Origin of the sequence: Lacinutrix sp. WUR7 (assembly GCF_016864015.1) — a bacterium.
GTDB lineage: Bacteria > Bacteroidota > Bacteroidia > Flavobacteriales > Flavobacteriaceae > Oceanihabitans.
The window spans coordinates 1,214,667-1,227,834 of record NZ_CP045067.1 but is presented as its reverse complement, the minus strand read 5'-3'; the positions used below and the strand labels follow the sequence as shown (position 1 = coordinate 1,227,834).

General features: G+C 32.5%; 9 protein-coding genes. 3 read left to right on the top strand and 6 right to left on the bottom strand.

The genetic code is table 11. The features are described 5' to 3' along the window. Positions 1–5: 5 nt before the first annotated feature. Positions 6–386, bottom strand: a complete 381-nt coding sequence (gene rnpA, locus FG167_RS05355) for a ribonuclease P protein component (RefSeq protein WP_203460386.1) — start codon at positions 384–386, stop codon at positions 6–8. A 132-nt stretch (positions 387–518) separates the two neighbouring features. On the opposite strand from rnpA, the gene FG167_RS05350 reads away from it, so the two are divergent. After that, the gene (locus FG167_RS05350) at positions 519–2,369 is read left to right on the top strand and encodes a CBS domain-containing protein (protein ID WP_203460385.1); all 1,851 of its coding nucleotides are present in this window, start codon (positions 519–521) and stop codon (positions 2,367–2,369) included. 5 nt (positions 2,370–2,374) lie between these two features. After that, positions 2,375–3,565 carry a succinylglutamate desuccinylase/aspartoacylase family protein gene (locus FG167_RS05345; RefSeq protein WP_203460384.1) on the top strand — a complete coding sequence of 397 codons (1,191 nt, stop codon included), beginning with the start codon at positions 2,375–2,377 and terminating at the stop codon, positions 3,563–3,565. Positions 3,566–3,623: 58 nt separating this feature from the next. On the opposite strand, the gene FG167_RS05340 is transcribed toward FG167_RS05345, so the two are convergent. The 5 genes from FG167_RS05340 to FG167_RS05320 form a co-directional block, all read right to left on the bottom strand. Continuing rightward, positions 3,624–5,429 carry a M1 family metallopeptidase gene (locus tag FG167_RS05340; RefSeq protein WP_203460383.1) on the bottom strand — a complete coding sequence of 602 codons (1,806 nt, stop codon included), beginning with the start codon at positions 5,427–5,429 and terminating at the stop codon, positions 3,624–3,626. Positions 5,430–5,491: 62 nt separating this feature from the next. Continuing rightward, positions 5,492–7,102, bottom strand: a complete 1,611-nt coding sequence (locus tag FG167_RS05335) for a S8 family peptidase (RefSeq protein ID WP_203460382.1) — start codon at positions 7,100–7,102, stop codon at positions 5,492–5,494. Between the two features lie 16 nt (positions 7,103–7,118). Next, complete coding sequence (locus tag FG167_RS05330) at positions 7,119–7,976, bottom strand: MBL fold metallo-hydrolase (RefSeq protein WP_203460381.1); 858 nt, start codon at positions 7,974–7,976, stop codon at positions 7,119–7,121. 144 nt (positions 7,977–8,120) lie between these two features. Then, the gene (locus tag FG167_RS05325; protein WP_203460380.1) at positions 8,121–10,316 is read right to left on the bottom strand and encodes a SulP family inorganic anion transporter; all 2,196 of its coding nucleotides are present in this window, start codon (positions 10,314–10,316) and stop codon (positions 8,121–8,123) included. Further along, on the bottom strand, positions 10,313–11,176 hold the full coding sequence (locus tag FG167_RS05320) for a universal stress protein (protein WP_239004448.1): 864 nt from the start codon (positions 11,174–11,176) through the stop codon (positions 10,313–10,315). Before FG167_RS05320 ends, FG167_RS05325 begins: the two co-directional genes overlap by 4 nt. Positions 11,177–11,281: 105 nt before the next feature. On the opposite strand from FG167_RS05320, the gene FG167_RS05315 reads away from it, so the two are divergent. Further along, complete coding sequence (locus tag FG167_RS05315; RefSeq protein ID WP_203460379.1) at positions 11,282–13,147, top strand: sodium:proton antiporter; 1,866 nt, start codon at positions 11,282–11,284, stop codon at positions 13,145–13,147. Positions 13,148–13,168 lie beyond the last annotated feature (21 nt).

Sequence of the window (13,168 nt, the reverse complement as noted above, 5' to 3'; positions counted from 1 at the left end):
CTGTGTTATTTAGTTTCAGCGACTTTAATTAAAAATTTGTCAAACATCTTTTTTGTTGCCTTTTCTAATTCCGTATAGGTAGGCTTTTCTTTCCCAACATACAAAATCATAAACGCAAATTGTGTAGATATGTTGTTAAAAACCATGTGTTTATTAAGTCGGTAGGCCTCACGCATCATACGTTTTATTCTAATTCTATCTACGGCTTTTTTAAAATTACGTTTTGGTACCGAAACACCTGTTTTAAGAGGAACAGCTTCAGAAAACATAGTTTCTAAATATACAAGACGTAATGGGTATGCCGAAACCGATTCTCCTTCAGTAAAAAGTTTGGTGATAAGCTTTTCGCTTTTCAGTTTTTCGGATTTGTTATAGGTAAATTTCATATAAGATAGTAAGTATACAAAAATACCAATTACTAACCATAATACGTTATTAATTAAAGTATGATATTCATCATTTTTTTAGGGTAGTATTTTAATTAACTTAATGAATTATAAAGGGTTAACTGAAATATTATGGGAAATTTAAACGTTACTAAATTAACTGAAAAAAAAGATAGGGCTAATTATTTTCATCAACTCATCAAAGATATCGAAGCTTTAGATTTAATGATCTCTAAAGGTATGATTGAAAAAACACCCATTAGAATTGGTGCAGAACAAGAATTCTGTATTGTTGACAATACATATTTACCAAAAGGAAATGCGCTAGATATTTTAGAAACGATTAATGATGCACACTTCACAACAGAAATTGGCAACTTTAATCTAGAAATTAATTTAGATCCTTTTGAGTTAAAAGACGATTGCTTTTCTAAACTGCATAAACAATTAAAAACGCTATTAAAAAAAGCGAAAATTGCTGCAGAAAAGCATAACGCCAAAGTAGTACTTACCGGAATTTTACCAACACTTTCTATAAAACATATTGGTGTTGAAAATATGACTCCTATGCAGCGGTATTTTGTACTAAATGATGCGATTAAAGAATCTAGAAAACAAGATTTTAATATTCATATTAAAGGGGTAGACGAATTAAACCTACTTCATAATTCTGTGATGCTTGAAGGTTGTAACACGAGTTTTCAAGCGCATTTACAAATAAATCCAGATGTATTTATAGATAGTTATAATTGGGCGCAAGCTATTTCTGGACCCATTTTAAGTATATGTACTAATTCACCGCTTTTATTTGGAAAAGAATTATGGAGCGAAACCAGAATAGCCCTATTTACCCAAAGTGTTGATACCAGAGCAAACTCTTTTTTATTGAACGAAAAACAATCTCGAGTAAGTTTTGGTAATAATTGGGAAACAGGAAGTATAACAGATATTTTTAAAGATAATATCTCCCGTTTTCGAAGTTTAGTTACTTCAGAGTTTGTTAAAGATAGTGTTGCAATGTTAGAAGAAGGGGAAATACCAAAGTTAAAAGCGTTAAATCTTCACAACGGAACCGTGTATCGCTGGAATAGGGTTTGTTATGGCGTTGGCGAAGGAAAACCACATCTTAGAATTGAAAATAGATATATTCCTTCCGGACCTTCAACATCTGATGAAATTGCAAATATGATGTTTTGGGTTGGTGTCATGGTTGGTAAACCTAAAAAATATCAGAATATTCATGAAACCATGGATTTTAAAGACGCTAAATCTAATTTTTTTAGTGCTGCTAGATATGGAATGGCAGCGCAATTTAAATGGAATGGTGAAATAATTTCTAGTCAAGATTTTATTTTAAATGAATTATTGCCAATCGCTTATCGCGGATTGCATAGTATGGGAGTTTCGCCTAAAGACACAGAGCATTACCTAACACTTATTGAAAATAGAGTAAAGCATTTAAATGGATCCGATTGGATAACAACAAGTTATAGAAACCTTTTACAGACTAAAAAAAGAAAGGAAGCACTCCAAATACTAACTGAAAATATATACTTAAAACAAGATCTAGAATATCCAATTTCTACATGGAATGTTCTAGGAAAAGGCTTGGAAACTACGTTTTCTATGGAAAGGGAAGTGTATCATATTATGAACACAGATATTTTTTCAGTAGGCGAAAAAGATAGCCTAGAACTCGTGTTACATATGATGCAATGGAAAAATATTCATCACATGCCAGTAATTAATAATCAGAAAGATTTAATAGGGCTGTTGAGTTGGTCGGATGTAAAAACCCACTTAAATGAAATTGAAGAAAGCACCAAATGTGTTAGAAATTTTATGAAAGAAGCAGTTATTACCACTACACAATACACGACAATAAAAGAAGCTAAAAAGTGTATGCAAAAACACCAGATTAGCTGTCTTCCTGTAGTATCAAACAAGAAGTTAATAGGAATTATTACAACAAAAGATTTTTAGCATTTATGAACCAAGTTGCAAATTATTCAAGTACTAAAATAGTAACAACCAATAGAGTTATTGGTGAAATTCAGGGAACTAAACAAGGGCCAACAGTTGTTTTTTTTGCTGGTATTCATGGTAATGAAAAAGCAGGAGTTACTGCGCTTAAAACCATGTTTAAAACATTTACAGAAGAAGATATTACTGGAACCGTATTCGGAATCTTAGGAAATCTAAAAGCACTAAAGAAAAACCAAAGATATCTGGAGGAAGATTTAAATAGACTTTGGACTAGTGAGCGGCTTAAAACCTTGATGCATAAAGAAAATTTGAATTCGGAAGAAAGCGAACAAAAAGAATTGTTACTAGTACTAAATAATCTTATTACTACTAATTCTGGTCCGTTTTACTTTATAGATTTTCATACCACATCTAGTAAAACTTTGCCTTTTATTACTATTAATGACGCGCTAATAAATCGAAAATTCTCCAAGCAATTCCCTGTTCCTATCGTTTTAGGAATTGAAGAATATCTGGATGGACCATTATTAAGTTATATTAATGCATTGGGCTATGTTTCTTTAGGATTTGAATCGGGACAACATGAAGATAAAGAAGCCATAATAAATTGTACGTCTTTTATTTATTTAGCATTAGTCTTTACTAAAGCTATAGAGAATAAAAAAGAAAAGGAATATATTAAACACTATGAGCAACTAAAGTCTACATCTAATAATCTAGAGGAAATATTTGAAATTATTTATTTATATAGAATTCAAAAAGAGGAAGTTTTTACCATGAAACAAGGTTTTAAAAGCTTTGAAGATATTAAGAAAAAAACGGTCTTAGCAACTAGTAATAACAAACCTATTTTGTCAAAGTACAATGCAAAATTATTTATGCCTTTGTATCAAAAAAAAGGAAAGGATGGTTTTTTTATCATAAAACGAATACCTGCTTTTTTTATGCATCTTTCTACTATTTTGAGAAGAATGAAAGTAGATAGCCTTTTAGTGTTACTTCCTGGTGTTTTCTGGGAAAACGATAAAAAAAAGGTACTTGTTGTTAACCTTAAAATTGCACGTTTTTTTGCAAAGTCTATTTTCCATTTATTAGGTTATAGAAATCAGCAAGTAGATGCAACACATATGAAGCTTTATAATAGAGAACGCGCAACTAAAAAAGCAATGTATAAAGATCAAGCGTGGTATTAAAAAAAAACCACCTGATAGTTTTATCAAGTGGTTTTTTTAATAAAATAGCTGGTATTCTTTACTTCTTATTGTTTTCTTTATTAATGTCCGCCATCATTTCTTTTGGATCTATTTGAACGCTACTAATAGCTTTAGAACCTTCAAAAGTATACGTAGGATAAGCCCAAGCCCAATCTGCTTTAATAGTAGCAGTTGTTGGTTTTTCACCACGCATCATTTGTAACGGAATGTAAATTTCTTCTGTAGTACCATCTACATAAGTTACCGTAACATCTAAAGGCATTGGCATTAATCCAATTCTTTCTAAGGTTACTTTATTGCCCGCTATTGTTTTTACAGCGTAGTCTATGGTGTTTGTTGTTTGTGTCCAATCTGTTAAATACCAATCTAATTCTAAACCAGAAACTTTTTCTGCAGAACGAATAATATCTATTGGTCTTGGGTGTTTAAAGGCAAAATCATTAAAGTATTTTTTAATGGTTTTCTTTAGGTTTTCTTCACCAATAACGTATCCTAATTGCGCCATAAAAACCTCCCCTTTACTATAAGCAGAAGCGCCATAAGCACCATTATAATTGTAGCGATCGGCATGTGTGCTTTGTGGTTGTTCTTTACCAGACAATGCTAAACCTATATAACTTCTATATGCTCTAGAAGAAGGGTTTTCTTTATTACTTTTCATAATAGTATTCATAGCCTGATCACTAATATAACTTGTAAAACCTTCGTCCATCCACTCGTGTTTAGACTCGTTAGATGCTAATAGAAACTGAAACCATGTATGTGCCATCTCGTGTGCGGTTACACCAACAAGACTACCAAAGCTACGTTTTCCTGTAATAAGTGTACACATAGCGTACTCCATTCCTCCATCTCCTCCTTGAATAACAGAGTATTGCTCATAAGGATACTTTCCTATGTTTTCTGAAAAATACTGCATCATTTCCACTGTTTTTGGCTGTAAGTCTTTCCAAAACTGAAGGTTTTCTGCTGGTAAATCTTTTTTGTAATAGAAGTTTAGCATTGGTCCATTAGGAACTTGCATGGTATCATGAATATAATCTGGATCTGCAGCCCAAGTAAAATCATGCACATTAGGAGCTTTAAAACGAAGTGTTTTTTTGTTTCCGTTTACTTCAGGGTTTCCTTGTAAATAACCCGTTCCTCCAACTACATAATTTTTATCGATGGTAAGGTTTACATTAAAATCTCCCCAAACACCGTGAAACTCTCTTCCTATGTATGGATCTGCGTGCCAACCTTCAAAATCATATTCTGCAAGTTTAGGGTACCATTGGGTCATAGATAATGCAACACCTTCTTTATTATTTCTTCCAGAACGACGAATTTGAGCAGGAACTTGTGCATTAAAAACCATATCAAAAGTTACTTTTTCTCCTGGTTGAATAGGTTTCGCTAAATCAACTTCTAAAACAGTACCAACGGTTTCATAGTTTAAAGCGGTTCCGTTTTGTTTTAATGAAGAAACCTTGATGTAACCAATTTCGTCTGGACTTAATTTGCTAATTCTGTCACCAACTCTACTATCTGGATCCGGAATAGTACGGGAACGTACATCCATTTCACTTCCTGGTTGAAATGCATTAAAGAATAAATGATAATATACTCTTGTTAATACATCCGGAGAATTATTAGTGTATACTAAATTTTGTTTCCCTTGGTATTGAAAGTTGTTTACATCCATATCAATATCCATTTTATAATCTACATGTTGTTGCCAATAGGTAGATTTTGTAATAGAAGTTGATGGAGTATTAGGTGTTTGTGGTGCGGTAGAAACAGAATTAGTAGAACCACAAGAAACAAGAGTGATACCTAGCGCAACAAGAAAAAACTTTTTCATCTGTAAAAATTATTAAATAAAAAAGGCATCAATTATTTTTGATGCCTTTTTGTTTGTTAGTATTACTTAGATAATTGCTGTGCCATAATTAAGGCGTTATAAGCATTTACCATTTTACCAGATTTTGATAATGTTCCAAAATCTCTTACGTCATTAGCGTCACCACCAACAACTACTTTTTGATGGATTGGTAAACCAGAATCCATAATAACTTGTTTTACTTGTGCAGCAGTTAATTTTGGATATTGAGACCAAACTAAAGCAGCAACACCTGCAACAGCAGGAGAAGCCATAGACGTTCCGCTAATAGCTTTATATTCGTTATTTGGGAATGTAGAATAGATTTGAGATCCAGGAGCAAAAACATCTACGTTTTTCTGTCCGTAGTTAGAAAAACCAGAAACCATAGAAGAACCATATTTAGATGCTAATGAACCAACACGAATATAGCTGTTACTCACTTCTACATAATTTACGTTATCATCTGGAAAATTAGCTTCCGTATCTACATTTTTACCATCGTTTCCTGCTGCATGAACAAAAACAACATTGTTATCACTAGCATATTTAATAGCATCTCTAACCCAGTCACTATGCGGAGAAAAGCTTTTACCAAAACTACCATTAATAACTTTTGCTCCGTTATCTACAGCATATCGGATTGCTTTTGCTACATCTTTATCATACTCATCACCATTAGGTACCGCACGAATACTCATGATTTCAACATTATTCGCAACTCCATTAGCTCCTAAACCATTATTACGAACAGCAGCAATAATTCCGGTAACGTGTGTTCCATGAATTTCATCATCTGCAATAGGTAATACATTTGCATTTCCATATCCAGGCTTATCGTTAAAATCATCTGGATTATCACCAGTTGTTCTACCTTTAAAGTCTACGTTATAGTTGGTGTTTAATCTTCCTATTAAACCGTCTAAAGCTCCTTTTAATTCTTTTTTAGCTTCTTGTATGCTTGGTAAACCAAAACCTACCATTTGCGCTGCAAGACCTTTGTATTGTGTTAACTTTTCGTCTGTAGTTTCTAATTTTGAAACTTGCTCGCTAGTATAATCTGCAGTTTTAAAATGTGAAGTGAACGCTTTATCTGCATCTACTAAAGAAGCATAAATTTGCTCATAACGCGTTTTTGTAGGACCCAATTGTGCAATATTCTCTTCTAAACCAGCTTTAGCTTCCGCAAAACGAGGTGCATTTGTGTTTCCGTTTGCTACAATTCTTGTCATTTCTAATTGCTCATCGTAAGCATCTCCTAGAAAATTCCAACCATGGATATCATCTACATAACCGTTTTTGTCATCATCAATTCCGTTTCCAGCAATCTCTTTTTTATTGGTCCATATTACGCCATTTAAATCTTCATGATTGATATCTATACCAGAATCAATAACGGCTACAATAATTTTTTTTCCTTTTTTTCCTTTAACAATTTCAGCGTAAGCTTTATCTACACTCATTCCAGGAATAGTATCTTTTACAAGATCTAAATGTCCCCAATTGTGTTTTTCGTTTTCGGTTAACTCTGCTTCCTTTAAAGCAACAGTATCAATGTTTTCTAATGGTGTAGATAAAATTTCTGCTCCACCACCACAGCTAGTTAAAACAAGCGCTAAGCTTCCTACTAGTAAAAAGGGTTTAATAAGTTTCATAATTAAGTTTTAGTTTTTAAAATATATCATTACAAGTAAAAAGGTTGTCTAGTCTAACTCCTTTTTCCGTGTGTTTTACTGTAATAATTTCGTTGTTTGCATCGTGTTCCAAAAATAGGTAATAATTATTATCTGCCGCTAAATTGAGGAAATTTTCTTTTTCGTCTAAGGTTAATAATGGTCTTGTGTCATAACCCATTACAAAAGGAATTGGTAAATGACCAACGGTTGGTAGTAAATCTGCCATAAAGCAAATGGTTTTTCCTTTATAATGAATCATAGGAATCATTTGTTTGTCGGTATGCCCATTTGCGAAAAAGATATCAAAACCTAAAGCAGAATTTTTTAGAATATCTTTTTGGGGAAGTGCAGTAAATTTTAATTGACCACTTTCTTCCATAGGAAGAATATTTTCTTTTAAAAACGAAGCTACCTCTCGTTTATTAGGCTTCGTTGCCCATTGCCAATGGTCTTGATTACTCCAATAATGCGCATTTTTAAAAGCGGGTTCGTAACCAGTTTTGTCTTTATTCCATTGTACACTTCCGCCACAATGGTCAAAGTGTAAATGCGTCATAAAAACATCGGTAATGTCATCCCGATGAAAACCATGTGCTTTTAAGGATTTGTCAATAGAGTCGTCTCCCCAAAGATGGTAGTATCCAAAGAATTTTTCGCTTTGCTTGTTCCCCATTCCTGTATCAATGAGGATTAGGCGATTTCCATCTTCAATTAATAAGCAGCGCGCTGCAATATCAATCATATTATTTGCATCTGCAGGATTGGTTCTGGTCCATAAAGATTTTGGAACAACACCAAACATGGCGCCACCATCTAGCTTAAAATTCCCGGCATTTATAGGATATAGTTTCATGTGTTTATGTTTATTGTTTTGTAATGGTCACATGCAGCATCCATTTAAACATTATTCTTGGGTATCCAATTTTAGTTATGGATGTTTCCATAAGTATGCAAATTACTAAATAGGAATCGTAATTTATAAAACGTTAAGAATTTATTAAGAAATAACTTGTTTTAAACGTTTACCAAAATCGTAAAGCGCTTTGATTTCTTTAATACTTGCGTGTCTTTCTTTACTGAAAACTAACAATGCTTTTCCGTTAGATTCTACGTGATAATACGGGTTACTTTCAAAAAAATGAGTTACGTTATCATTAAAAAAGTGTTTTATTGCTTGTTCATCTTCGCCAAGCAAATAAAAGCGTTTTGAAAAGTCTTCGTGATTTTGAATAGGAATATCTTTAAAACCAGCAAAAGCATATACTTTTTCAAGAAAACCTTCTCTGTCTAAAGTAAACTCTGGAATGTTAGTATCTAATTGTATATAAAGCATGGTGGATCGAACCACTTCTTTTGCTATCAATTCTCCTTCAGAAAACTCGATATCAAACATGGTTAGTTCTTTGTTTTCGGAACAAAGCTGGTTATTAATATGATTGACATGCTTAGTTTTAAAAAACAAAAAACGATCTAAAAAGGAAACATTTTTTTCTTTTTTAGATACATAACGAAGCGCATAATTTTGGGCTAATGTTTCAATACTAGTTTGTCTTTTTGTTAAACTATTTTTAATAAGATTTGGCACAGGAAGCAAACGTCGTAATGCAAATGGGTGTTTAGAATCGGTATCGTGAAGATCTAATCCTACAACTTCAAAATGACCACCTCTTTTAGAAAAAAGTTCTTGATAGTTATTCAGGTTTTCCATAACGGTATGATCTACAAAATCACAAAGTGAAAAGTCTACAATGATATCTTGGTTTTCTGGAACAGCGTTTAGTTTTTCTTTTAATCGGTAGTAATTTAAGAAACTACAAAAATGCTTTACACTTACATAGTAATTACCTGCACTATCTTCCTCTTTATACATTAAAACATTCGGTTTTAATACATTTCTAGCGAATAAAGAAAAACTTTTATTTATAAATATATGTATAATGAAGGTGACTAAAACACCAGATAGAATACCAGTTATCAAGCCAACTTTAAGTGTTAAAATAAGCGTTACAAAAAAGATGATTAGTTGCTCTCTACCAATAGAAAATATTTTCTTAATGTTTTCTGGTGAAGCTAATTTATAACCTGTATATACCAAAATAGCCATTAAAGCAGGAAGTGGTATTCTGGTTAATTGGGTACTAAAAAGAAGAATGAATATTACCAAAAAAGTGGCATGAAAAAAGTTGGAAGAACGGTTTGTTCCTCCGTTATTAACGTTTACAGAACTTCTTGCAATTACAGTTACTACGTTTAAACCACCAAGAAAACCAGAACCAATAGTTGCTAAACCTAATGCTTTTAAATCTCTGTTTACATTAGAACGTCTTTTTTCTGGATCTAATTTATCTACCGCTTTAATACTTAAAAGAGATTCGATACTAGAAATAAGTGTTAATGCTATAACGCTAGACCAAAACGGAAAGCTTCCTATTTTACTAAAATTAACAGTTGGTAATTGTGAAATAATCTCCTGAAAATCTGGAATACCAGAAATCATGTATTCTTTGGCTATTGGATTAGCCTCATGTGCTATCAATTCAAAATAGTAACTAAAACCAATAGATAGAATAACAATCCACATTGGCGCAGGAATTAGCTGAAAATACTTATTTCTTATTTTTCCGTAAAATGCCATTATAATAAGACTGAGTACTCCAGCCAAAGCAGCAAAAATAAGCCCTGTTTTATCATAGTGAATAGCATCATTTATGGTAACAGGTATTTCTAATAAGTAATCAATAGTATCTTCTCGTTTAATTTTATGGGCAAGCATGATGTGAAATTGCTTCCCAAGAATAATGAGTCCAATAGCAGCAAGCATCCCTTGAATTGCAGAAGAAGGAAAGAAATCTGCCAATTTACCCAAACGCAAAAAACCTAGAACCAGTAAAAGTACTCCAGAGCAGATAATAGCTGCGTACGCACTTTCTAAACCTAAGGTGGTAATAGCGACTAAAAGCACCCCAACCAAACCGTTTCCAGGACCCGTAATGGTAACATTACTTCCACCAAGTATAGAAACCAATAAACCACCTACAACGGCAGCAATAATACCAGAAATTGGAGGCGCATCACTAGCCATTGCTAAACCTAAACCTAATGGTAAAGCAATAAGACTTACTACAAAACCAGAAAAAATATTTTTTGGTAATGCTTTAAAAAAAGACACTATTTTTTTTTCTTTTTTTATCATTGAATGATGAGTACATCGGTTGGTAACTCGGTTAAAATATGTTCTATATCGTGCGGAAATAAACGATCCCAAAAGGTCATTTTACTGGGTGCATTCATTATTAATAAATCCGCTCTTGCTATTTGTGCATAATGACCTATAGAATATCCTTTGGTACCAAAAATAGGTTGCGATTTTATAACAATGTCTTTGGTGTGGTCTTCCGGAATATTTTTAATTATGTTATTTACTCTTGAGGTTTCACGTAATTTTAAACGTTCTTTTACAATGTTGGCTTTTCTTAAAGATTTATCATCATCTACTTTAATGGTTCTTTTGTCTTGTGTGATTTCTTCTACTATGGTAATTTTTTCAGCACCTAAACAGTTTGCTACATAAAAAGCAGAAGCAATTGTTTTTTCTGTTCTAGGGTCTTTTAAACCATTTACCACCACATGGCTACAAGGCATTCTTTCTATAGAAGGATTGATAAGTAATAAAAGAGAGCACTTTGCTTGACGCGTTATTTTTCGAGCAATAGAACCGACGTAGTATTTATAAAAATTTTCTTGTTTTAAAGCTCCTAAAATTAATAGATCCACTTTTTTTTCAATGGAAACAGATAAAATGACATCTACAGGGGCTCCGGTTTTAAAAACAATATCATATTCTAAAGACTGCGAAATAAAAGGAGCCAATAGGCTTTTAAATTTTTCTGTTTTTTCTGAAGACTCTTCCCCAACATGAATAAGGATTAGTTTACTTTGAAAAAGTAAGGCTAAACGGGATGCTTCAAAAACATTCGCTTTTAAATTTGGAGAAAAGGTGACACCAATTCCTATGGTATGAAAAGGTTTTAATAACAAGGTTAGTTTATCCATTAAGATTTGAAAGATAGTATTTTTTTAAAACTCTGAAGTCATATTACCAATAGATGTCCTTTATAATTATAATTATTTAGTATTTTCACACACAAAAACAACTAGATGTTAGAATTAGCAGGAATCATTATTTTAGGGATATTAGCACAATGGGTTGCTTGGAAATTTAAAATCCCAGCCATTTTACCCTTAATACTTATTGGTTTATTGGTAGGTCCTATTGCTGCAGAATTTTTGTCTGAAGATGGCACCAAATGGATAGAACCAATTTGGAATGGAGAAGAAGGCCTATTTCCTGGTGAAAGCCTATTCTACTTTGTCTCATTAGCGATTAGTATTATTCTTTTTGAAGGAGGTTTAACGCTTAAAACAAGTGAAATAAAAAACGTAGGACCAGTTATTACAAAATTGATAACTATTGGTTCTTTGGTTACTTTCTTTGGTGCAGCAGTTGCAGCGCATTATATTTTTTATCTAAGTTGGGAAATGGCTTTCTTGTTTTCGGGATTAATAATTGTTACCGGACCAACAGTAATTACTCCAATTTTAAGAAACATACCATTAAAAAAAGATGTTTCAGCAGTTTTAAAATGGGAAGGAATTCTTATAGATCCTATAGGAGCCTTAGTTGCGGTATTAGTTTTTGAATTTATTACCGTTGAAGGTGGAGGAGAATTTACCAAAACAGCGTTTATTGAATTTGGAAAGATTGTCCTTTTCGGATTTACCTTCGGATTTACCTTTGCACACGCTTTAAATTTTATCATCAATAAAAAATGGGTACCACATTACCTATTAAATGTTTTTGCATTAGCAGCTGTTTTAGGTGTTTTTGTCTTGGCAGATACTTTTGCGCATGAATCTGGATTACTAGCAGTTGTGGTTATGGGAATGGTTCTAGGAAACTCTAATTCGCCATACTTAAAAGAACTCCTTTATTTTAAAGAGTCTTTAAGCGTTTTGTTAATCTCTATTCTTTTTATATTACTTGCTGCAAATATTAATATGTCCGATTTATATTTAATTTATAATTGGAATACTGCAGTTTTATTTGCTGTCGTTGTATTTGTTATTAGACCTATTGGTGTATTTTTAAGCACTAGAGGTTCTACCTTAAAAATCAATGAAAAACTATTTATTAGTTGGGTTGGACCTCGAGGAATTGTAGCTGCAGGTATTGCGTCTTTATTCGGATTGAAACTAGCAAAAGAAGGGGTTCCTGGAGCAGAGTATATTACGCCTTTGGTTTTTATGATTGTACTTGGAACCGTTTTACTAAATGCAACAACAGCGCGTTTGTTTGCAAAACTAGTTGGTGTGTTTTTAACCAAATCCGATGGAATCTTAATTATTGGTGCTGCTAGAGTTTCTAGATTATTAGGACATTATTTAGAATCTCACGGAAGACATGTAGTATTAATTGATAGTAATCAAAACAATATTAATAAAGCAAAAGAACTAGGTTTAGAAGCGATAAGTACTAATATTTATTCCGATTCTTTAATGGATAATATAGAACTTAATGATGTAGGTTACCTAATGGCATTAACAGGAAATACAGAAATTAACAAATATGCTATTAATAAGTTTAGCAAAGAATTTGGTGAAAATGGATCTTTTAGATTAGTAACACAAGAGGAAATGAATGATGGAACTAACAACCCAAAAGAAGGCCTATTTAGTCATACAGACGATTATAACAATTTAGTTACTGTTGCAAAAAACTTTCCTTCTATTCAAGAAATTGATATTGAAAATAAAGAACACTATAAAAGTTTAATAGAAATTACAAATACCAACAAAAACATTATTCCATTATTCTTTAAAGATGATGATGGCGAATTGCATATTATATCTTCTTATAATACAGAAATAGAAGATATAGGTGAGCATTGCCAATTGGTGTATTTAGGAAAACCTTTTGATGTGGAAAATGTTTCACTAATTCCGGAGAAAGTAGGAGTTTCTTAAATACGAATCTAGCATAAAATG

Coding starts and splice junctions, on each gene's coding strand:
- rnpA (WP_203460386.1), bottom strand. CDS start 386: ATGAAATTTACCTATAACAAATCCGAAAAACTGAAAAGCGAAAAGCTT.
- FG167_RS05350 (WP_203460385.1), top strand. CDS start 519: ATGGGAAATTTAAACGTTACTAAATTAACTGAAAAAAAAGATAGGGCT.
- FG167_RS05345 (WP_203460384.1), top strand. CDS start 2,375: ATGAACCAAGTTGCAAATTATTCAAGTACTAAAATAGTAACAACCAAT.
- FG167_RS05340 (WP_203460383.1), bottom strand. CDS start 5,429: ATGAAAAAGTTTTTTCTTGTTGCGCTAGGTATCACTCTTGTTTCTTGT.
- FG167_RS05335 (WP_203460382.1), bottom strand. CDS start 7,102: ATGAAACTTATTAAACCCTTTTTACTAGTAGGAAGCTTAGCGCTTGTT.
- FG167_RS05330 (WP_203460381.1), bottom strand. CDS start 7,976: ATGAAACTATATCCTATAAATGCCGGGAATTTTAAGCTAGATGGTGGC.
- FG167_RS05325 (WP_203460380.1), bottom strand. CDS start 10,316: ATGATAAAAAAAGAAAAAAAAATAGTGTCTTTTTTTAAAGCATTACCA.
- FG167_RS05320 (WP_239004448.1), bottom strand. CDS start 11,176: ATGGATAAACTAACCTTGTTATTAAAACCTTTTCATACCATAGGAATT.
- FG167_RS05315 (WP_203460379.1), top strand. CDS start 11,282: ATGTTAGAATTAGCAGGAATCATTATTTTAGGGATATTAGCACAATGG.